The sequence below is a fragment of the Wolbachia endosymbiont (group A) of Apoderus coryli genome (assembly GCF_947251615.1).
In the GTDB taxonomy this organism is placed as follows: Bacteria; Pseudomonadota; Alphaproteobacteria; order Rickettsiales; family Anaplasmataceae; genus Wolbachia.
Genome location: NZ_OX366367.1, coordinates 1,141,282 through 1,162,542 on the forward strand (window position 1 = coordinate 1,141,282; position 21,261 = coordinate 1,162,542).

At 35.1% G+C, this 21,261-nt stretch carries 26 protein-coding genes and 2 pseudogenes; 10 read left to right on the forward strand and 18 right to left on the reverse strand.

Annotation, left to right across the window (positions count from 1 at the left end):
• Positions 1–9: 9 nt before the first annotated feature.
• The 4 genes from OPR43_RS05825 to OPR43_RS05840 all read right to left on the reverse strand — a co-directional run bounded on the left by OPR43_RS05825 (position 10) and on the right by OPR43_RS05840 (position 3,289).
• The gene (locus tag OPR43_RS05825) at positions 10–384 is read right to left on the reverse strand and encodes a hypothetical protein (protein ID WP_265026661.1); all 375 of its coding nucleotides are present in this window, start codon (positions 382–384) and stop codon (positions 10–12) included.
• Between the two features lie 101 nt (positions 385–485).
• Positions 486–1,613: a hypothetical protein gene (locus OPR43_RS05830; protein ID WP_265034505.1), complete on the reverse strand. Its 1,128-nt coding sequence runs from the start codon at positions 1,611–1,613 to the stop codon at positions 486–488.
• A gap of 105 nt (positions 1,614–1,718) precedes the next feature.
• Positions 1,719–2,762, reverse strand: a complete 1,044-nt coding sequence (locus OPR43_RS05835; protein ID WP_265034506.1) for an NAD(P)H-dependent flavin oxidoreductase — start codon at positions 2,760–2,762, stop codon at positions 1,719–1,721.
• Positions 2,763–2,767: 5 nt separating this feature from the next.
• Positions 2,768–3,289 (reverse strand): cytochrome b, encoded by a 522-nt coding sequence (locus tag OPR43_RS05840; protein WP_265034507.1) that lies wholly within the window; start codon positions 3,287–3,289, stop codon positions 2,768–2,770.
• 603 nt (positions 3,290–3,892) lie between these two features.
• Between OPR43_RS05840 and OPR43_RS05845 the strand changes: the two genes are divergently transcribed.
• Both OPR43_RS05845 and OPR43_RS05850 read left to right on the forward strand, forming a co-directional pair.
• The gene (locus OPR43_RS05845) at positions 3,893–4,090 is read left to right on the forward strand and encodes a hypothetical protein (protein ID WP_265034508.1); all 198 of its coding nucleotides are present in this window, start codon (positions 3,893–3,895) and stop codon (positions 4,088–4,090) included.
• A gap of 66 nt (positions 4,091–4,156) precedes the next feature.
• Positions 4,157–4,288: a hypothetical protein gene (locus OPR43_RS05850; protein ID WP_265034509.1), complete on the forward strand. Its 132-nt coding sequence runs from the start codon at positions 4,157–4,159 to the stop codon at positions 4,286–4,288.
• Here the strand turns inward: OPR43_RS05850 and OPR43_RS05855 are convergent.
• Positions 4,285–4,500 (reverse strand): hypothetical protein, encoded by a 216-nt coding sequence (locus tag OPR43_RS05855; RefSeq protein ID WP_265034510.1) that lies wholly within the window; start codon positions 4,498–4,500, stop codon positions 4,285–4,287. The genes OPR43_RS05850 and OPR43_RS05855 overlap by 4 nt on opposite strands.
• An 80-nt stretch (positions 4,501–4,580) precedes the next feature.
• Here OPR43_RS05855 and OPR43_RS05860 point away from each other — a divergent pair, with 80 nt between their 5' ends.
• From OPR43_RS05860 to OPR43_RS05875, 4 genes are all read left to right on the forward strand, one after another.
• Positions 4,581–5,006 carry a transposase gene (locus OPR43_RS05860; protein WP_265034511.1) on the forward strand — a complete coding sequence of 142 codons (426 nt, stop codon included), beginning with the start codon at positions 4,581–4,583 and terminating at the stop codon, positions 5,004–5,006.
• Between the two features lie 5 nt (positions 5,007–5,011).
• The gene (locus tag OPR43_RS05865; RefSeq protein ID WP_265034512.1) at positions 5,012–5,269 is read left to right on the forward strand and encodes a hypothetical protein; all 258 of its coding nucleotides are present in this window, start codon (positions 5,012–5,014) and stop codon (positions 5,267–5,269) included.
• A gap of 93 nt (positions 5,270–5,362) precedes the next feature.
• The gene (locus OPR43_RS05870) at positions 5,363–5,578 is read left to right on the forward strand and encodes a hypothetical protein (protein ID WP_265034513.1); all 216 of its coding nucleotides are present in this window, start codon (positions 5,363–5,365) and stop codon (positions 5,576–5,578) included.
• 143 nt (positions 5,579–5,721) lie between these two features.
• Positions 5,722–6,894 (forward strand): NADH-quinone oxidoreductase subunit D, encoded by a 1,173-nt coding sequence (locus OPR43_RS05875; protein WP_265034514.1) that lies wholly within the window; start codon positions 5,722–5,724, stop codon positions 6,892–6,894.
• A gap of 73 nt (positions 6,895–6,967) precedes the next feature.
• On the opposite strand, the gene OPR43_RS05880 is transcribed toward OPR43_RS05875, so the two are convergent.
• Together OPR43_RS05880 and recJ are read right to left on the reverse strand one after the other, a co-directional pair.
• Entirely contained in the window at positions 6,968–7,111 is a 144-nt protein-coding gene (locus OPR43_RS05880; RefSeq protein ID WP_265034515.1) for a hypothetical protein, read from the reverse strand.
• A 181-nt stretch (positions 7,112–7,292) separates the two neighbouring features.
• The gene (gene recJ, locus OPR43_RS05885) at positions 7,293–9,032 is read right to left on the reverse strand and encodes a single-stranded-DNA-specific exonuclease RecJ (protein WP_265034516.1); all 1,740 of its coding nucleotides are present in this window, start codon (positions 9,030–9,032) and stop codon (positions 7,293–7,295) included.
• Positions 9,033–9,678: 646 nt separating this feature from the next.
• On the opposite strand from recJ, the gene OPR43_RS05890 reads away from it, so the two are divergent.
• Positions 9,679–10,926, forward strand: a complete 1,248-nt coding sequence (locus OPR43_RS05890) for an IscS subfamily cysteine desulfurase (protein WP_265034517.1) — start codon at positions 9,679–9,681, stop codon at positions 10,924–10,926.
• Here OPR43_RS05890 and OPR43_RS05895 read toward each other — a convergent pair.
• The 4 genes and pseudogenes from OPR43_RS05895 to OPR43_RS05910 form a co-directional block, all read right to left on the reverse strand.
• Positions 10,923–11,084, reverse strand: coding sequence for a hypothetical protein (locus tag OPR43_RS05895; protein ID WP_265034518.1), 162 nt, complete (start codon positions 11,082–11,084; stop codon positions 10,923–10,925). The two genes, OPR43_RS05890 and OPR43_RS05895, sit on opposite strands and share 4 nt — an antisense overlap.
• Positions 11,066–11,380, reverse strand: coding sequence for a GIY-YIG nuclease family protein (locus OPR43_RS05900; protein WP_064085789.1), 315 nt, complete (start codon positions 11,378–11,380; stop codon positions 11,066–11,068). The genes OPR43_RS05895 and OPR43_RS05900 overlap by 19 nt, the downstream gene beginning before the upstream one ends.
• A gap of 145 nt (positions 11,381–11,525) precedes the next feature.
• A pseudogene (locus OPR43_RS05905) lies at positions 11,526–12,164 on the reverse strand (Rpn family recombination-promoting nuclease/putative transposase); the annotation flags it as partial.
• Positions 12,164–12,554 (reverse strand): annotated as a pseudogene (locus OPR43_RS05910) (transposase); the annotation flags it as partial. The pseudogenes OPR43_RS05905 and OPR43_RS05910, both read right to left, overlap by 1 nt.
• 80 nt (positions 12,555–12,634) lie before the next feature.
• On the opposite strand from OPR43_RS05910, the gene OPR43_RS05915 reads away from it, so the two are divergent.
• Complete coding sequence (locus OPR43_RS05915) at positions 12,635–12,796, forward strand: hypothetical protein (RefSeq protein WP_265034519.1); 162 nt, start codon at positions 12,635–12,637, stop codon at positions 12,794–12,796.
• Between the two features lie 37 nt (positions 12,797–12,833).
• Positions 12,834–12,968: a hypothetical protein gene (locus OPR43_RS05920; protein ID WP_265026009.1), complete on the forward strand. Its 135-nt coding sequence runs from the start codon at positions 12,834–12,836 to the stop codon at positions 12,966–12,968.
• Positions 12,969–12,984: 16 nt separating this feature from the next.
• Here OPR43_RS05920 and OPR43_RS05925 read toward each other — a convergent pair whose 3' ends face one another.
• The 7 genes from OPR43_RS05925 to OPR43_RS05955 all read right to left on the reverse strand — a co-directional run bounded on the left by OPR43_RS05925 (position 12,985) and on the right by OPR43_RS05955 (position 19,545).
• Positions 12,985–14,235, reverse strand: coding sequence for a citrate synthase (locus tag OPR43_RS05925; RefSeq protein ID WP_265035684.1), 1,251 nt, complete (start codon positions 14,233–14,235; stop codon positions 12,985–12,987).
• 80 nt (positions 14,236–14,315) lie between these two features.
• The gene (rpsT, locus tag OPR43_RS05930; protein WP_012673338.1) at positions 14,316–14,585 is read right to left on the reverse strand and encodes a 30S ribosomal protein S20; all 270 of its coding nucleotides are present in this window, start codon (positions 14,583–14,585) and stop codon (positions 14,316–14,318) included.
• Positions 14,586–14,636: 51 nt separating this feature from the next.
• Positions 14,637–15,362: a lysophospholipid acyltransferase family protein gene (locus tag OPR43_RS05935; protein WP_320157461.1), complete on the reverse strand. Its 726-nt coding sequence runs from the start codon at positions 15,360–15,362 to the stop codon at positions 14,637–14,639.
• A 55-nt stretch (positions 15,363–15,417) separates the two neighbouring features.
• Positions 15,418–16,404, reverse strand: coding sequence for a tyrosine recombinase (locus OPR43_RS05940; RefSeq protein ID WP_265026006.1), 987 nt, complete (start codon positions 16,402–16,404; stop codon positions 15,418–15,420).
• 365 nt (positions 16,405–16,769) lie between these two features.
• Positions 16,770–17,405, reverse strand: a complete 636-nt coding sequence (locus OPR43_RS05945) for a DnaA ATPase domain-containing protein (RefSeq protein ID WP_265034520.1) — start codon at positions 17,403–17,405, stop codon at positions 16,770–16,772.
• Positions 17,406–17,534: 129 nt separating this feature from the next.
• Positions 17,535–18,599 (reverse strand): AI-2E family transporter, encoded by a 1,065-nt coding sequence (locus tag OPR43_RS05950; RefSeq protein ID WP_265034521.1) that lies wholly within the window; start codon positions 18,597–18,599, stop codon positions 17,535–17,537.
• 49 nt (positions 18,600–18,648) lie between these two features.
• Positions 18,649–19,545: a PGAP1-like alpha/beta domain-containing protein gene (locus OPR43_RS05955; RefSeq protein WP_265034522.1), complete on the reverse strand. Its 897-nt coding sequence runs from the start codon at positions 19,543–19,545 to the stop codon at positions 18,649–18,651.
• An 86-nt stretch (positions 19,546–19,631) separates the two neighbouring features.
• Between OPR43_RS05955 and ispD the strand changes: the two genes are divergently transcribed.
• A complete protein-coding gene (gene ispD, locus OPR43_RS05960) occupies positions 19,632–20,843 on the forward strand; it encodes a 2-C-methyl-D-erythritol 4-phosphate cytidylyltransferase (RefSeq protein WP_265034523.1) in 1,212 nt (403 codons plus the stop codon).
• Positions 20,844–21,261 lie beyond the last annotated feature (418 nt).

The following is a 21,261-nucleotide window of genomic DNA, read 5'->3' on the forward strand; positions in this document are numbered from 1 at the left end:
AATACTATCTTAATTTTTATCTTTTTTTTCGCTATCGGATTGTAATTTTATATCTTTTGCAAAGTTAAATTTTTCTTTTAAGTAGTCTGTTGCCTTTTCTGTACTACCGAACATCAGGACCAGTACACCAAACATTATCATAAAAAAGATTAGACCTCTGAACACTACTGCAAGTATCACCGCAGCTATACACAACCCTATGATTGTTGAAGGACTCATATTTTCTACAGTATCTTTAATTGAAAATGAAGAAATAAAATTTTTTACCGTTTCTTGTACATCCTTTAACTCATCACTCACCGAACTTGCTTCGCTAGAATATGATGCAAAAATGAAACTTAATAAGGCTATAAAAACCAAAACTTTATTCAATTGAATGCGCATCAACTAAACACCTTTTAAACATTCCTCAAATATAACAACTTTTATATCAATAGGCAAGAACTGAATTCACTTATCCACTACAAGTAACACATATTTAATTTTTACCGCTGTGAACATGCTGTAAGCTCTTTATCATCAACAAGAGGACTCACATTAATGGATATTAATTTACTTGATAGGAAGTTTGAATGCAATTCAGCTACTGCTGCTATAGCAAACACTGCAGCCATAGCAAGTAGTCCTGCTCCTATCAATCCTGATGTCATTGCTCCTGCAACAATGCACCCTATTGTGGAGAGAGCACAACCTGCTACAAATGCAACGTGAAGATTTCTGTTATTGGGTTGTTTAAGTGGAATATCTTCACCCTTTTTCTCATTCACAGGAAGTTTCTGCACAGTTGTAATGGTATTTTTTTTGTCCTTTTTTTCTTCGGATTGCGTTGAATCTTGTATCCGACTGCCTGTCATCTGAGTAGTTTGACTATTTGGATCCATACTTTCTTTTTCTCTGGATCCCAGTGTCAAGCACTGGGATGACACCTGTGGCTCTTCTGGTGCAGCTTGCTCTGGTTGCATTTGATTCTCATTCTCTTTTTGCGGATCGTTATTTTCTCCAGCAGAGCTTAATATTGAGCTCATACTGCTCCTTCTACTACTTATTGGTGATTCTAAACTTTCTTCACTCGGTTTGCGTGAACTTACTCCACTATCTGAGTCACTAGCACATACTTCTTCTTTAGTTGGACTTTCTACATTATTTTCTGTCATCCCAGTGCTTGACACTGGGATCTCTTTTTTTATGGAATTAATAGGTTGTTCTTCTATTTTTGAATCTTTATTGCTGCTCCTTTTAATAATCCCTGAAATTATTTCTAATATTTTCCCTCTTCTTGTTGGTGATCTTTGTGATTGTTCTATTTTATTGTTAAATACTGGAAGTTTGACCTCTAATTCCATTACTCCTGTTTCCAACACTGGAAGAAAGTTTTTGGTGTAATAATTATAAGATTCTTCTTGCTCTTTCAGTGATTTTTCTAATTCAATTAATACATTAGGATTAGCCTCTTTCTTGAACAACTCTATGCATTTTTTGATAGTTCCATCTCCATTTTTTTTTGGGCTTTCATGATTATGTGTTTTTTTTGTTACCTTTTTGTATATAGTGTTGTGCAATTGTCGGTTAATATCTCCTGTATTATTCTGAGATTTTTTTAAAGGACTTAGCATAACATTCCTCCATACATAATAAAATGTATAGATACCTCTTTAGCGTTAATTTTACATTAAAACTGGGCAATTATGCCATATATGGATAATTTGCTTATTGGAAAGTCACTTAACCATTTGCTTTCTAATTACTGGGTTTTCTACTTCTACAGATTTGCTATCAATATAATTACTTGCCTGTTGAACTAACATATTCACTACTTCTTTTACAGGCTTTTCCTTATCAACCATGCCAACACTTTGGCCAGCCATTAAAGATCCCGTTTCAACATCTCCATCAATTACTGCTCTTCTTAAAGCTCCAGCCCAGAATTTTTCTATTTCAAGCTGCCCATCTTCTTTTGAGATCTGTCCCTTTTGGTATTCATCAATAACTTCTTTTTGACGCTTCATAAAGTCATCGCTTGCTTTGTTGGCTATAGCTCTTACTGGAATTACAGGAAAATCAGCACTTATCTGTACAGAAGGTATTGCATTACGTGCGGCTGATTTAATAAATACTTCCTTAAAATTTTTGTGGGCAATCGACTCATTAGTGCAGACAAATAATGTGCCTATTTGACAGCCACTTGCTCCCATTTCTAAGTAATTAACTATCACTTCGCCTCTGCCTATTCCACCTGCAACAAACACTGGTATTTGTTCATTTTTAAAATGAGGCAATATTTCTTGTGCAAGAACAGAAGTGCTAACTGGCCCTATGTGCCCACCTGCTTCCATTCCTTCTATTATTAACGCATCTACTCCCATTTTTACTAACCTTTTCGCAAGGCTTAATGCTGGTGCAAAGCACATAACTTCAATGCCTGCACTCTTAATTTTTTCTATATTAGGCTTCGTTGGTAATCCGCCAGCAAGCACTATATGGCTTACTTTCGTTTCAATACACACATCTATCAACTCACTCAACTTTGGGTGCATAGTAATTAGGTTTACACCAAATGGTTTGTTAGTTAATTTTTGTGTCTCTATGATTTCCTTTTCCAGTAAGTCTGGAAACATTGCACCACATGCAATCACACCAAAACCGCCAGCGTTTGAGATTGCTGAAACCAAGTTTCTCTCTGAAACCCAGCTCATAGCACCACCCATTATCGCAAACTCACTGCCAAGAAAATCTGTTCCTTTTTTCCAGAGGCTACTTAACATATAACCTATATCATACGTTTAAAAATGTTTTGTTTATCTATAAATGTGTGCTTCAAAGCGCCAAGTATATGTAAGATTATAAAGAGTACCATAAAATATGCAAGCATCGAATGTAGCTCATTAGCCGTGTTAGCTAGGTCTTTGTTTTGATTAATCAACAAAGGGATATGAAAAAAATACTTGATCTTTTTGCCAGAAGCAGAAGACATAACATAGCCAGATAGTGGCATTAGCACCATTAAAGAATATAAACCAAAGTGTACTGTTTTACTTGCATTGATTACAAACCGAGAAAAATTTGCTGGAAGTGGTGGAACATAAGTAAAGACGCGAAAAAATATGCGTACTATGATTAATCCAAGAATAGTGATACCGCAAGCCTTATGAATAGCGTATATGTTGAACTTAATCTCATTGCTAAGTGGTAAGCTTTTCATATAAAGTCCAGAGCAAAGCATACCGATAATAAAAACAGCCATCAACCAATGGATAACTCTTAAACCTAGGCTATATTTATCGTTTTCCATTTTGATTACCCTAAAGTAGCATTTATATAATAGAAAAACTATTTTTCAATCAAAATTATTAAAGCAATTTAGATTTACCGACAATGTAGCTATACAAATTCAAGAGCAATCCTGTCATCTAGGTAGCTGATAGAAACGAAAAACTTCCTTGACACATTTCGCCAGCCCCCTTATCATGAAACTGAAGGTATTCAGTTATCTTCATCTGTGCAGATTAAACAGCAAAAAAACAACGTAGTTGGCGTCTTATTTTTAATTTTTCGCACTATGTGCACCTTATGTCTTCACAATATTTCTGGGTTTTTACCCATATAAGCTGAAACGCGCTTATAAGTCGTTTAAGACAGTATAGTACGCCAATTTGAAGGATTAGAGAGTGAACACTAATTACCACGGGGTTTCTTTTGCCTTTTTTTCTGCTTAGTAAATTTCTTAAACATTTTAGCTAAGGTTAGTTGCACTTAAAAGCAGCTAAATTGCAGTGTTTAAGACTTAAAAAACGCCAATACTGAAAATAGACAATGACCAGGGTTTCTTTTGCCTTTTTTTTCATTTGGTAAGTTTCTTAAATATTTATAGCTAACATGAAGCTAAGTACGAACTTTGTTAAACACAACAAATGGTGTCATTCCAGTGCTCCTTTTTTTGTCATCCCAGTGCCCAGACACTGGGATCCAGGAAAGTTTGCTTGTGAGCAAGCAAACTATCATAGAAAGTGGTTACAACGTTTTCGATGAGATTGCAGAAAGGCTGGATTCCAGTGTCAAGCACTGGAATGACATCATAGGGGCGCTGGAATGACGCCATTATAGAGGAAACCAGTGTCACACTACTAGGATGACACCCTGACAACCGTCATCCCGCTACGTGTTAGCGGGATCTAGAGATACCGCGAATGAATCTACAACTGTACGAACATTGTCTAGCAGGAGGGTGTCATCCCAGCGCCTCTATGATGTCATCCCAGTGCTTGACACTGGGATCCAGGAATTTTATTAAGTTGGTAAGCATAAAAGTAGCCGTTTTATGTTAAAATACAACGTTTTGATGATTATGAAAAGGCTGGATCCCAGTGTCAAGCACTGGGATGACACCATCTGCCACGCAAATTGCCTGCAAATTGCAATGTTCGTACAGTTGTGGAATGAATCGCGGTATGACGGTTCGTGGCAGCATGACGGTTCGCGGCGGGATGACGATAAGCTCGTCATCCCGCTACTTGTTAGCGGCTAAGAGCTTATCCGCAAACGAAAAAAAGTATAGTATATGAGTTTTAAAAATGGGGTTAGAAATGAGAAAAAAGTATCCTACAGATCTTAGTGAAAGAGAGTGGTCGCTAATAGAGAAACACTTTAGAGTATCATACAAGAAAGGAGGAAGGCCGCTAAAACATAGCAAAAGAGAAGTATTATCGGCAATTTTTATGTACTACGTACAGGATGTCAATGGCGCTATTTACCGCACGCCATGGAAGAAAGTATATGAACAATTTAGGAGGTGGAAAAAGCAAGGAATTTTCGAAAAAATGAACTACGATATCACTAAATATAGTAGGTCAAAAATGGGAAGAAACGAGGAGCCAAGTGCTTGCATAGTAATCTGTAAAAACGACAGAAAAAGGGGGGTCAAAGGTTATGATGGGGGTAAAAAAGTAAAAGGTAGAAAAAGGTACATAATCTCAGGGTTTTATATTAGGCTGTTATGTGGGTGCTGCTAGTGAAAATGACAGAGATGGTAGCATTGGATAATATAAGGAAAAAATATACTAACGTTAAGAAAATGTGGTCTGATATGGGGTATCAAGGAAGAAATTTAAAGGAGTACATAGAAAAAGAGTACGGAATAGACATTAAAATTGTTAAAAGGCCTCCATGTAGGTTTTGGGTACACAAAGACACACCACCTGAACTACTACCAATGAGGGAACAGGGGTTTAAAGTACAGTCAAGAAGATGGGTTGTAGAAAGGACTTTTGCTTGAGGAATAGAAGGCTATCAAAGGAATATTTACAACATCCACTGAAAATTTCATATACCTGGCTATGAGTAGGGTTATGTTAAGGAGGGAATATGCTTGAGTTTACCAGTTTCCGGACAAGCTCTGAGAAGGATTCTATCCATAAGCAATAAAACGCCAATAACAGCACATCCAAATAGCGGGATCATAGAGCCAATCATTCCCCCTGCAATCAAGGGCGATAAATTAGAACAATACTTAAAAGCTATGGTATTGGCTATAAGCCCTACGGACCCTATGGTTATTAATGCATACGATGCAAACTTTTTTTGATCAGGCATGATAATCCTCTTCATTGATGTAATCCTTCATTATTACATAATGTTGCAACCAATGTCAATTATATAACTGAGGGTTTTTAATTGACTTTCAACGTACTTCAGTCTATACAATTCTAATATCTTAAACTATCGGATATGCCTGATCTAAAGACAATGATGTTAAATTTTGGCCCTCAGCATCCGGCTGCACATGGAGTGTTGCGTCTTGTTTTGGAGATGGATGGTGAAGTAATCGAGAGGGCAGATCCCCATATTGGGCTTTTGCACCGCGGTACTGAAAAATTAATAGAACATAAAACGTACCTTCAAGCTTTGCCTTATTTTGATCGCCTTGATTATGTATCACCAATGTCACAAGAGCATGCATATTCACTGTGTGTGGAGAAATTGTTGCAATGCGAAATTCCAATTAGGGCAAAGTATTTACGTGTCTTGTTTTGTGAACTGACGAGAATACTAAATCATTTACTGAACGTTTCTTCTCAAGCGCTTGATGTTGGAGCAATGACCCCTCTTTTATGGCTCTTTGAAGAAAGAGAAAAAATACTGGAATTTTACGAAAGAGCTTCAGGTGCAAGGTTTCACGCAGCTTACATCAGGCCAGGTGGAATTGCAGCAGATGTTCCAGAAGGTTTGATTGAGGATATTGCAAAGTTTATAGAGCAATTTCCAAAGTATATAGACGATGTTGATGAACTTTTAACAGAAAATAGAATATGGAAGCAACGCACTGTAGGAATTAGTGAAATATCAATTAAACAGGCACTTGATTGGGGCTTTAGTGGCCCAATGCTGCGCGCTGCTGGGCTTGCTTGGGATTTGCGAAAAAGCCAGCCATATGAAATATATGATCAGCTAGATTTTGATATACCGATCGGCCAAAATGGCGACTGTTATGACCGTTATCTAGTTAGAATGGCAGAGATCAGGCAGTCTGTTAGCTTAGTGAAGCAGTGTATAGAGAAAATGCCTGAAGGGCCAGTAAAAACTGAAGATAGAAAAATTTCTCCACCGCCAAGAGCGGAGATGAAAAAATCTATGGAAGCTCTCATCCACCATTTTAAACTTTATTCGGAAGGGTATCATGTACCAAAAGGTGAGGCTTACACAGCTGTTGAGGCACCAAAAGGCGAGTTTGGAGTGTATATAGTTTCAGATGGTACCAATAGACCTTACAGATGCCGAATAAGAGCACCTGGCTTTGCGCATTTACAAGCTTTGGATTTTATGGCAAAAGGACACATGCTTGCCGACGTTGCAGCAATTATTGGCTCACTCGATATAGTTTTTGGTGAGGTTGATAGGTAATTATTGGTATCCGTTCAGGATAGCGGCAAGGTAGTATAACCATAGAGTAAAAGTGAGTTTACAACAAATGGTGTCATGCAAGTAGCTGACACATAACTGTACGAACATTTGTTTGCAAAGGCAGTATGTTAAGTGTTATAGCCGATTTTGCCTCAAACACAAAGGCAGTGCCTTGACTACTTGGATCCAGAAAAATTGATTGTGCACTATACAACATTTTCGTGTCCGTTCAGGATAGCGGCAAGGTAGTATAACCATAGAGTAAAAGTGAGTGTACAACAAATGGTGTCATCCCAGTGTCAAGCACTGGGATGACACCATTTGTTGTACACTCACTTTTTCTTGATTTTTTGGTTTATCTTGTCTACCTATTTTGCCACTCTGCTGAACAGATACACTCAACTAATGGTCAATACATCTTCTATTAAAAATTGTACAAATTCATTGCCATTCCAGTAATTCATAGAGATTTTACCCAAAATAGCTTTAACATTACCCTGCATGATAGCAGAGCCAAGATGAGTATTTGCAGAACGAAATGCAATAGCTCTTACCATAATATTATCATCAGCAATAAAACATTTTATATGGTCAACTCCTATAACTTCAGGTTTTCTTATCTTTGCTCCTTGGATAATAAACCTTGGTTCAGGATTCCCAACTCCAAATGGTCCCAAGCGTTGCAATTGATTCCATAAAGATAAATTTATTGCTTTAGCAGTTACTATACTATCAGCTTTTAAAGTTTTCTCATTTATAGAGTTTGAAAATCTTTCAGTAAAAAAATCATGCAAATCATTTATTTTGTCTTCTTTAATTGAAAATCCTGCCGCCATACTATGGCCACCACCTTCAATAATCAAATTTATAAACTTTGCGGAAAGGACTGCAGCACCGATATCAACTCCCAAAATTGATCTACAGCTTGCTTTTCCTATTCCATTGTTTAAAGACATCACTATCGTTGGTAAGTGAAACTGCTCCTTTAGCCTTGATGCAATTATACCGATTATCCCCTGGTGCCAATTGCCACTTACCATTATAAAATTTACACCTAATTGGGCAAATTTTTCCGCTTGTGCTGTGGCTTCTAAGAGAGCCTCATTTTCTAACACTTTCCTTGCATTATTCAAATCTATTAATTTTAGCACGATTGAATGTGCCTCTTCTTCATCATCCGTAGAAAGTAGCCGTGCACCAAGCGATGCTTCTCCGATTCTTCCTCCAGCATTTATGCATGGCCCAATACTAAACCCTAACCGCGAAACACTTGGTTTTTCAAGGATTCCCAAAGCATCAAATAAAACACGCAAGCCAACGTTTTTTCTTGCTGACATCACTTTTAATCCTTGTGAGACAAATGCTCTATTTAGGCCGGTAATCTGCATAACATCACAGACAGTTCCCAGGGCAACCAAATCCAGCAGATCAAATAAATCTGGTTCTTTTTTGTTGGTAAAAAATCCTTGCTCACGTAGGCTTTTATTAAGAGCAACAATTAGCAGAAATGACACTCCAACTGCTGCTAAGTTATTATAAGGAGAGCTCTCATCAAGGCGGTTTGGGTTAACAACTGCTACGGCGCTTGGTAATTTTTCCGTACCAAGATGATGATCGACAACTATAATATCAAGACCAAAGACCTTTACATCTTCTATTGGTTGATATGCAAGCGTACCACAATCAACGGAAATACATAAATCGATCCCGTTTTTTTTAAGTTGTAATAAAGCATCTGTGTTTAATCCATAGCCCTCATCAACACGATCTGGAATGTAGATTATAGAGTGTATACCGATTGCTCTTAGGTACCTGTTGATCAATGCTGACGACGTTGCACCATCAACATCATAGTCACCAAATATTGCAATGTTTTCATTATTTTTTATTGCCCGTATTATACGAGAAACAGCTTTATCCATATCAAGAAGGTGAAAGGGATCTGGTAATAGCAATCTGATTAGTGGATATAAGAAGTCGCTTGCATTTTCTATGTTAACACCACGAGTAACCAATATTCTTGCTAGTACTTCTGGCAACTCAAATCTCTGTATAAGAGTTAAGATTTCCCTTTGATCTGCTTCTTGTAACTTCCACAATGCATTTGTTATGCTGCGCTTTTCAATTTCAAGTAGCATATTCTTTGTAAATAAAACTACTTTACCAGAATTTTTAAGCTTGTTCTATAATTGTATTAGACTTCTGCATAACCTAAACTAAGCAGAAAAAAGGTGTCATCAAAGTAGCTTGACACTGGTTCCTTTATGACGGTGTCATGAAAGTAGCTGACACTGGAATGGCTTTGTTGCATCGCTACTTATGAAAGGCTAACTATAGTTAGGATTATAAGCAACCTATTGAAAATCTTGTTTTTTTGCAATCAATCTGATCAAATTTAAGAATAGTAATTTATTATTTATATTAATAAACTTAATTCTATTGAAAATAGCTAAAGCATTGAAATTCTTGAATTTTAGCCGGATTAGTGAGTGGTAGTGAAATTTCTTTTACTCAAATTTAGGTATTCACTGACCGTTCTTGTTATAAATACCAGAATAATAAGCTACTGATATTCTCCATCTTTTTTATCTTTAATCCATCATAGCTAGCGATGCAACAAAGCCATTCCAGCGTCAAGCTACTTGCATGACACCATCACAGAGTGAACCAGCGTCATACACACATCCCTTTGGTGACAACGTTTGTTGATGCAAGATTATATCTTGAAAAAATTAAGTTTTAATGCTATAAAATAATTGTAAATTTTGTCTCTGTGGTAGCTTTATGAATGTTGAAAGTAAAAAAATACATGATGCTAAAATAAAATTACCAATATTTCTTGATTATCAATCTACTACTAAAGTAGATCCCCGTGTTTTAGAGGTGATGATACCTTACTTTGGTGAGTTCAGTAATGCACACTCTCGCAGCCATTCATTTGGTTGGACTGCTGAAGAAGCAGTGGAAAAAGCAAGGAAACATATCGCTGATCTGGTGAACGCAGATAGCAAAGAAATTATCTTTACCTCAGGTGCAACTGAGTCAAATAATACGGCAATCAAGGGCGTTGCTCACTTTTATAAAAATAAAGGAAATCATATAATAACTGTCTGCACGGAGCATAAGTGTGTTCTGGATTCTTGTCGGCATCTGGAAAATGAAGGCTTTAAAGTTACATATTTGCCTGTTAAGCAAAACGGAATTATAGATTTATTAAAGCTTGAGGAAGCAATTACTGATAAAACAATCCTGGTTTCAGTGATGATGGTAAATAATGAAATCGGAGTAATTCAGCCTGTAAAGGAGATTGGTAAAATATGCAGAAAGCATAATATATTTTTCCACACAGATGCAGCTCAAAGCTTTGGAAAAGTTCCAATTGATGTTAATGAGATGTGCATTGATCTTATGAGTCTCTCTAGCCACAAAATTTATGGACCTATGGGAATAGGTGCATTATATGTCCGTAGAAAGAATCCTCGTGTTAGGCTGATACCACTAATTAGTGGTGGTGGACAAGAAAGAGGTATGCGTTCTGGAACAGTTCCAACACCTCTTGCAGTTGGTTTTGGTGAAGCGGCACGTATTGCTAGAGAAGAAATGAAAAAAGAAACAACTAGAGTGGAAGAATTAAGGGATATTTTGTATAACAAGATAAAAGAAGCGTTTCCTGATATCGTTTTAAATGGTGATTATGAAAATAGAATTCCTGGCAACCTAAACTTGAGCTTTCCCTATGTTGAGGGTGAGTCTCTCATCATGGCAATCAAGGATTTAGCAGTAAGTTCTGGTTCTGCGTGCACGTCTGCGTCTCTTGAGCCTTCCTATGTCGTACGGTCGCTAAATAATGGCCATGACCTTGAGCATTCATCAATTAGATTTGGCCTAGGCCGATTTACAACTAAAGAAGAAGTTTTGTACGCAGCAGATCTTGTTGCTAAAAATGTTGGCCGACTGAGAGAAATGAGCCCACTTTGGGAGATGGTACAAGAAGGAGTAGATTTGAACACCGTGAAATGGGACTCTCATTAAATGTATCCGTTCCAACTGCAAATGCACTTTGAAAGTATCTGTTCAGGGGAGTGGCTAATGTGCAAATATTGAAGCAAAGTGCGTGACACACAGCTGTACGAACATTTGTTTGCAAAGGTAATTTGCACAACAAATGGTGTCATTCCAGTGCTTGACACTGGAATCCAGATACGATTTCATCATATAAATCTTTCCATTCTTGATTTGTTTTTTCAATTAAGTTTATTTTCCATTTTCTCTGCCAGCTTTTTAGAAGCTTTTCTTTACTAATTGCTAAATTTATGTCTTGAAACTCCTCAAAGTAGACTAATTTACTAACATTGTACTTTGACGTGAAACCGGAAATGGCTTTGCTTTTATGCTCCCAAATTCGTTTGATTAAATTTGATGTTATACCTATATACAGGGTTCCATTTCGTTCACTTGCAAGTATATAAACATAATAACTTTTCATATATAGTAACCTGGATCCCAGTGTCTGGGCACTGGGATGACACCATTTATTGTAACTCACATTTACTCTATGATTATCTTTTTAGATCACCTTGTCTACCTATTTTGCCACTCTGCTGAACGGATACCTTTGAAATTACTCTGTAACCGTTCACACTTAGTTCTTCAATCTCACTAATAGAAAGGCCAGTAAACTTGACAATAGTGTTGACATCAACATTATTAGCCAGCATTGCTTTTGCGACTTCAATTTTTCCTTCCTCTTTACCGATTTTGATGCCTCTTTCTTCGCCAATTTGTATACCTTTCTCTTCAGCAAGGTCAAGTCTGTATTCAAGGATGGCTTCTTCCTTACGTAGATCCATTATTCTTTCTTCATACGCTATTAGATCTTTTTCATTCCAGCTAAACCTGTCTAATTCATCGTAGGCTAACTTTATTATTGGTGCTTTTTCTGCTATTTTCCTTAAGTCTTCTTCCGTAGTTTCATCTGCATATTTGAAGAAAAACAACCAACGATCCACTATACTTTCTAGCTGTTCTTCCTTATTCTTTGGAAATTTTGGCAACTCAATAAATATAAAATAGAAATCTTTTAGATCATGCTCATTAGTGTCTTCATCTCGAATAGTATGCTTTGATTTGTACTCAGATTTATTAGGAAACAGTACACAATCTGCTATAGCAATAAAGATAATTTCCTTAAGGTTATGATACTGGTCACCTTTATCAGCTTGCCTTGAGTAAGCTTTAGCAGCATAGTATTGAGCACGGTTTTCAAAGCCGAGATTATGTGCCTTTTTCTACCTTTTACTTTTTTACTCCCATCATAACCTTTGATCCCCCTTTTTCTGTCGTTTTTACAGATTACTATGCAAGCACTTGGCTCCTCGTTTCTTCCCATTTTTGACCTACTATATTTAGTGATATCGTAGTTCATTTTTTCGAAAATTCCTTGCTTTTTCCACCTCCTAAATTGTTCATATACTGTCTTCCATGGCGTGCGGTAAATAGCGCCATTGACATCCTGTACGTAGTACATAAAAAATTGCCGATAATACTTCTCTTTTGCTATGTTTTAGCAGCCTTCCTCCTTTCTTGTATGATACTCTAAAGTGTTTCTCTATTAGCGACCACTCTCTTTCACTAAGATCTGTAGGATACTTTTTTCTCATTTCTAACCCCATTTTTAAAACTCATATACTATACTTTTTTTCGTTTGCGGATAAGCTCTTAGCCGCTAACAAGTAGCGGGATGACGAGCTTATCGTCATCCCGCCGCGAACCGTCATGCTGCCACGAACCGTCATACCGCGATCCATTCCACAACTGTACGAACATTGCAATTTGCAGGCAATTTGCGTGGCAGATGGTGTCATCCCAGTGCCCAGACACTGGGATCCAGTTTTCCATATAATCCCATCAAGAACGTTGTGTTTTAACATAACACTTTTATGCTTACCAACTTAGTGCCCAATCTGGATCCAAGTAGTCAAGGCACTGGGATGACAAAGGAGGGCATTACTCCAGTGTCAGCTACTCAGATGACACCTTTTTTCTACTTAGTTTGGGTTATGCAAGAAGTCTAATGAAGTGAAAATAAATTTATTTACCAAAATAGAGTTGCCTTGGTCTACAGATCTTAGTTTCTTTATCATTTATCATTTCATACCACTGAGTAACCCAACCAGTGGTTCTTGCAAGTGCAAAAATAGGCGTGAACATATTTGAGGGAATATCGATAGCATTCATTATTATACCTGAGTAAAAATCAACATTTGGATATAACTTACGCACAATAAAATATTCATCCTTTAAAGCTATTTCTTCAAGTTTTTTTGCAATTTTGAGCAATTCATTATTTTGTTCTAGTTTACTTAGAACCTCATGGCAAGCGTCTTTCAATATGCGCGCGCGCGGATCATAATTTTTATAAACACGATGTCCAAATCCCATCAATTTAAATGGATCTTTATCATCTTTAGCTTTTTCGATGAATTTATCTATATCTCCACTTTGCTCTATCTCTTTTAGCATATTTATAACTGCCTCATTAGCTCCACCATGTGCTGGTCCCCAAAGTGTAGCAACTCCTGCAGAGAGGCTTGCAAACAGATTAGAACCAGCCGATCCCACCAGTCTGACAGTTGCTGTAGAAGCATTTTGCTCATGGTCAGCATGGAGAGTAAATATTTTATCCAGAGCTTTTGCAAAAAGGGCGCTTTTATCATTATCAACAGCATCGCCAAATATCATCTTTAAGAAATTTTCACTGTAACTTAATTCATTGTTAGCATTTATGAATTCCTGATTGTTGATATGCCTATAAATCATTGCAACAATTGCAGGAACTTGTGCTATTGCAGAAATTCCAAAATCTAGATCTTCACCATTGATATTGTTGCCATGCTTTTCATGGTAAGATGCTGACAAACTTGCAAAACATGCAATTAAAATCGACATAGGGTGAGCAGTTTTTGGAAATGCTTTGATTACATTTGTAACTTGCTCTGATACTTTGGATAATTTTTGTATTTTGAGAAGAAATTTTTTGTGTTGCTCTGAACTGGGTAATTCACCATAGAGCAATAAATAAATCACAGCAGTAAAACTATTATTCTCTGCCAAATCAGCTATATCATGTCCCCTATATTTAAGAACTCCTTCATCTCCATCAATGAATGTAACTGTGGAAGAGCATGAAGCTGTAGAAACAAACCCCGGATCATAAGTGAATAATCCTGTCGTCTTATATAAATCCTTGATATTTAACACGTCAGGACCTATTGTTCCACTTAATACAGGTAGCTCGATTTTTAATCCATTACTTAGTTCTAATAGCACTTTTTTATCCATCACTTAAGCTACTTAAATTTTATACAGAATATACAAACTGAAGAGTATATATTAATACAGTTAACTTTACATTAACCGTATTAAGCGGTCATCAATGCTTTTACTTTTGCATTTAAGCGACTTATTTTACGCGCAGCAGTATTCCTATGAATAACACCTTTATTTACACACTTGTGTAAATTAGATTCAGCATTCCGAAATGCCAGAACAACATTTTCTTTGTCGCCAGACTTGATTATATCAACCAATTTTCTAATAGAGGTGCGAGTTTTACTTTTCCGCATCTTATTTATTAAAGTGCGCTTTGCTATTACCTTTATCATTTTTTTAGCACTCTTATGATTTGCCATATATTAATACCTAAAATACTATACTTTTCTTTTAATTATAAAGTTTTTTTGTTAATTTGCAATATCAGTTTTTTCTATGGTTAATCTACTGCTTCTCTCTTCAATAATTTTTTCTAAACTTTGCAAGAATTCATTTTTGTTTAACCCAGGATATATTGGGGGCAATATTTCTATTACTGCTTTTCCGGGATTCTTTCTCAGAGAAAGTATGCTTTTTGGCCAAAACAAACCAGTGTTTAAAGCAACCGGTAACACAGGAACAGATAATACGCTATATAAAGCAGCAATACCTGGTTGATATTTTATATTTTGGTTTATAGTCGTTCTTGTACCTTCAGGAAATATTATTATGCTTCTATTTTCTTTTATACGCATTTTTGCTAGTTTGATTATATGGCGTATAGAACTGATACCATCTGAACGGTTAATAAAAATCATTTTCAGCGCTATGAGGTGCAAACCAATGAATGGAATCCATTTCAATTCACGTTTTAAAATAAAAACCGCTTTTCTAAATAGTAGTATAAAAATAAATGTTTCAAATGGAGATTGGTGTTTGGATGCAATTATAAAAGGTTGCTTAGGAATGTTTTCCATTCCCCTCACTTCATATTTAATGCCACATAATAAACGCAGCATGAACAATACAACTCTCACCGAGCAGACGAGGAAAATGGTTATTACACACTCAGGAAAGAAAATTACAGGGAGAGTAATTAAAGTATAGAATACTTCCCATAATATAAGGAAGAAGTTAAACAATAAACTTGAAATCACAAACTCACATAAATTTATTTAAATTTAACTTTACTACAAATTAAAAGCAATGAGTTTAATTATTGATCATCTGAGTAATAGGATGCGAATCAGCTAATTTGTCCTTTAACTTTTCGTTAGCAATATGAGTATATATTTGTGTTGTAGAAAGGTTAGTATGGCCAAGAACTTTCTGTATCAACACAATATTTGCTCCGCTATCCAGTAGATGGGTAGCAAAAGAATGCCTAATCACGTGTGGAGAGATCTTATTTTCATCAATATTGCATTTTCTTGCTAACTCCTTCATTAATTGACCGACCCTCTGCCTTGTAATTGGTTTATTAGGTTTATCACCTGGGAATAGCCAATCGGATTCCTTTCCGTTAGGGATCAGATTGTCACGAACTGATAAATAATTTCTAAGGCTCTGCAATGCTTGTTCATTAAAAAGAATTTGCCTCTCTCTACCACTTTTTCCTTTTATTATTATATAGCATTCTTTGTTATTACTGTTTATTAAATGTGACACTTCATATAACTTCATATTAATTAGTTCAGAAACACGCATTCCAGAAGAGTAAAGGATATCTAAAATCGCACATAGCCTTTTACTGCTTATCTCTTTATTCGATTCGCTTGCTGATTTTCTCACTGTGTCCATTAGCAAAAATATTTCTTCGACACTTAAATACTTAGGCAAAGGACGAGAAACTTTTGGATTCTTTAATTCAGCATCATTAGCCGGCGCTGGATTAAAATCTATTATTCCGTCATTAAATAGACACTTGTAGAAATTTTTCATAGCGGATATTTTTCTTGATATAGAGCTACTTTTATATTTTTTTTGTGTACATAGAGATTTCACATAATCTTTAATATTGGTTTTGTTTACACCAACCAAGGTAGTGCTGCTTTCTAATAAAAATTCTTCAAACTGGTGTAAATCCGAACGATAACTTTCCAGAGTATTTTGTGTAGCGGACCTCTCTGAAGCCAAAGCATCTATGTAATATGTTATGTAAAGATTTTCTTTTTTATTTTGCGACTGTTTATTTTTCATTATCAGCTCCTATATTTATTTCTTTGGCTATAATTTGATTAGAAGTGTTCCCTGTGTTTCTTATGAGAAAATATGAGACAAATAAAGCATTTATCAATAGAGTGAACATCACAAACTTTTGCTTTAACCTTTTTCTTAAATTTAATCTTACTCTTATCATAGTTAAATTATAACGTTAAATCTATAAAAAACACCTTATAAAGTGAGCTCTACTATAAATATAGAATACTTCTTAGCTGTATCTATCTATATTTATTATAACATAACATTTATTATAATTCTAACATGGACAGATAGAGATTTCAATTACGTTAGTGTTATGGGTATTAATAAATTTTTAATATATACCTTTACAAAGGAAGAAATCAAACGGCATCTTTTTTTAATAAAGTGCTAATAAAAGGAACGGTCACATTTGACCCTATAGATTCATTATCTATCTTCTCTATAATTTTATCAATGCTATAGAAAGAACGTTCTATTCTTGCTAAAATATAATTAATCACTTTTAAATCAATTTTTAACTGTTTATCTGAAAATCGTTTTATTAGCATAATTCTTAATAATTCCTCGCTTGCAGGCAAAATTTTTACGCTGATAGTTGACAATATTCGAGAGCTTAAATCTCTTAGTTTGAAGTTAAGCTTTTTTGGTGAAATTGAAGAAGTGATTAGCAGCCTCTTGTCACTTTCTTTCATGTAATTGTAACAATGTAATAACATTGCTTCATCTTTAATGTTTTGTACGTCTTCTAAAATAAAAGCATCGCTATACCTAATCTCGCTTACAAAGTTATTCACATTGATAAAAATTGCATCGTTTATTGACTGCCAAATATGAGCAAGATGAGTTTTACCGGAGCTTTTAGGTCCAAAAAGAATCAGACATTTCCAAGATAAATCATTAACTACCGAATTATATACGTGCTTATTTTCATCTAAGATGATGTAATTTTGCCGACTATAATCAGCTTGATTGTTGTTAAATAAATTTAATTGCACGTTAAACCTCTTACGTAACCTCTTTCTGGTAGTAATTTTTGCGCAGAAATTTACTTACGCTCCTCAAATATCTCAGGTATTCTGGGCTCATTTCTCCTCTTACCATAAATTGATTATGCAAAAGGTCTGTTAGCCGTTTTTATAAAGCTCACTTTTAAAATATTTATTGATTGCATATTCTACTGATACATTGAACATTGCTATTATTGGAATAAAAAGTAATATACCTGTAAATCCAAAATATGAAGCGCATATAGTAATTCCCAGAATAATTACAGTTGGATGTATATGAACTTTTTTTCCTATTAATAAAGGAACTAATATGTTTGAATCTATTAATTGTCCAACACCAAATAATAGCAAAACAGCAGCACTTTCAAACCATCCACTAAATTGAGTAATAGCGCTCAAAAACCCAATAATGGTATATAATAATGGCCCTACGTAAGGTATGAACGTTAACATTCCTGATAAAATTCCAATAACAATAGAGTGTTCCAATCCGATTATGCTCAGGCTCACAGAATAAAAGACCATCATGACAATACATACATTTACCTGCCCCTTTAAATAATTAGATATGATGAAATCCACTTTGGAAAAATAATTTGCAACTTTTTCTCTATAAGGAATAGGAATTAATTTATTAGCTTTTTCTATAATTAAAGGCCAATCACGTAATATATAGAAAAACACTACAGGAGTAATCACCATTAATGATACCGTGTTAAAGCTTGAACTTAACACTTGGATTATAAAGTTACTAGCAATATCAAGAGCATTCATGAAATAAGATACATAGTCGCTGTAATTTTCTGCTAGATTTTTAGATAAGTGATCAAATAAGCTATCCTCGATTTTTATATTAAGAAATTCTAATACAGAGGGGATTACTTTAAGCTTTAATGAAGGCACTTTACTCACTAAGAAATTTAATATTGAGGTAATTTGAACATATATAATAGGTAAAACATATGTTATAACTAGTATAAAAGCTATTAATAAAACAAGTATTATAAAAATTACAGAACATAAACGCGGTATTCTATACTTTTCAAACTTGACTACTAGCGGATTAAACAAATATGCAATAACAATAGATATTAAACATGGAAAAATCATAGGACGCATCAGGAATAACATCCCTATTATAAAAAGCAGTATAAAACAAATAGTTATATGGCGTTTTTGCATGGGTTTAGCATAACTAATTTACTGAAAAATATACAGTTTATTGTAAATACTATCTATTCATTGTTTTATCAATTTTATTAAGTATTAGATCAGTAAAATTTTCACCCAATTCTTGACTGAATAAAACTTCGTTATGTGAACTGTCTCTAGATTTTTGCAAATTAACAGTTTTGATAAATTTTTCACATATCAATTTATCATTTTCTATTGCATGTGCCAATTGTGCAGGTTGCGGTATTAAGTCATCTCCTTCGCTATTAATAACTATTATTGGCATATTCAATTTTCCCTCATCTCGCAACTTTCGTATATCGTTCACTAGATCAAAATCTAGATCTAAAGCCTTTAGCAATTTTTTAAAAATGGATGAGGGCAACATACTTAAAATTTTTGCTTGAGGGATCGGAAAATGCCCTATTGCTGTATGAAAAGAGCTGAAAGTGCTAGTAAAAATAACACCTCCAAGTTTAACGTTTTTGTCTGCAAAGTGTTTCAAAACTGCCGATGCAACTGCTCCTCCAAAGGAATGGCCAAAAAGTATAATATTTTCAGGCCTCACACCCTTGTCCATTAATTCATTGATTTTTTCTATCGAGGGCTTAAGCAAACTTTGATCTCTATTTATAAAGGGAATAAAAATAAGCACCACGGATAAAAAAATGCAAGTTAGAGCAGCTAAGCTTGCTAAACCAACTACTCCAGCTGTTATGGGGCTTATAAGTAGTAATATTGCAATGGGCGCTGATACAGATGCCACGAGGAACAGAAAGCTAACTGCAGCATAAGTTATGTAGTTCTGAAATGCGCTTGGATATTTATGTGCATGGTTATTATTTGATCCATTTAAACCTTGTACATAATTGTGAGCACTTTTATAGTTATCCCCTATTCCATGAAAGAATATAAGGTGTATCTCATTTTCTTTATTACACTTAGTAATGTGCATTCTAGCATCGTATTATATCTTAATTAAGATGATACACTCTTTTTTTAAAACTGTAAATAACTTGTTACTATACACTTACGCTGAAAATGACAAATATGCACACTAACAGACTTAAGAAATACAAAATAGCAGCATTAATAGTTGCAGCGGGAGTAGGCAGTAGATGCAATTCTACGATTCCTAAGCAGTATACAAAACTGGCAGGTAAATCTGTTTTATTTCATACAATTAAAAGATTTCTGACTAACCAATATATAGATTACATAAGAATAGCAATTAATAGAGATCATGAAAATTTCTATGAGAAAGCTATATCACTAATTACAGACACTAAATTACTAAGCCCTGTATACGGAGGAGAAAGTAGGCAAAGTTCAGTTAAACTAGGGCTTGAAAGCTTACAAAAAATTAACCCAGATTTTGTAGTTATACACGATGCTTGTAGGCCTTTTGTGTCAAATGTTCTGATAGATAACTTGGCTCAATTCATGATTAATGATCAATATACAGGAGTAGTTCCAGCAATAGAAGTTGAAGATACTATGTCATTGGTGGGTAATAATTTCGTTGAATCTACGATTTCAAGAGGAAAACTCAGAGCCATACAAACTCCTCAAATTTTTAATTTCAAAGAATTATTATCGTGCCATCAATCAGACAAAGAATTTACTGACGATTCATCACTAATGGTAGAGCACAAAAAACATGTTGCAATTATTAAAGGTGAGAAAAGCAATTTTAAGTTAACCACAAAAGAGGATATCAATATGGCAAAGCTTCTTTTTGAAGAGCCAAAATTTCGTGTCGGAACTGGTTATGATATACATAAGTTCATTAAAGTTCAAAATGGTGCTGAGAGCTTTATAAAAATTTGCGGTGTGAAAATTGAGCACAACATGGCAATAGAAGCACATTCCGATGGTGATGTTGCAATACATGCAATCGTTGATGCAATACTCGGAGCACTGGGATGTGGCGACATAGGAGAACATTTCCCTCCTAGTTCCTCTGAATGGAAAGATTGCAATTCATCTCACTTTCTTGACTTTGCTGCTAAAAAAGCACAGGAAAAAGGGTACAGCGTGTCTAATTTAGATATTACTATAGTTTGTGAGGAGCCTAAAATATCGCCTTACAAAGTAGAAATGAAGAAATTCATATCAAAAGCATTAGAAATTGATGATGAATTTGTAAATATCAAAGCAACCACTGCAGAAAAATTAGGTTCTATTGGAAGAAATGAAGGAATAGCAGCATATGCTTCTGTGTTATTGCATACAAACTTTTATTGGAAATAGAAACGAAAAAACTTACTTGACACCCTTCGCCAGCCCCCTTATCATGAGACTGAAGGTATTCAGTTATCTTCATCTGTGCAGATTAAACAGCAAGAAAACAACGTAGTTGGCGTCTTATTTTTAATTTTTTGCACTATGTGCACCTTATGTCTTCACAATATTTCTAGGTTTTTACCTATATAAGCTGAAACGCGCTTATAAGTCGTTTAAGACAGTATAGTACGCCAATTTGCAGGATTAGAGAGTGACAACTAGCTAACACGGGATATCTTTTGCCTTTTTTTCTGCTTAGTAAATTTCTTAAACATTCAAACTAAGGTTAGTTGCATTTAAAAGCAGCTAAATTGCAGTGTTTAAGACTTAAAAAACGCCAATACTGAAAATAGACAATGACCAGGGCTTCTTTTGCCTTTTTTTT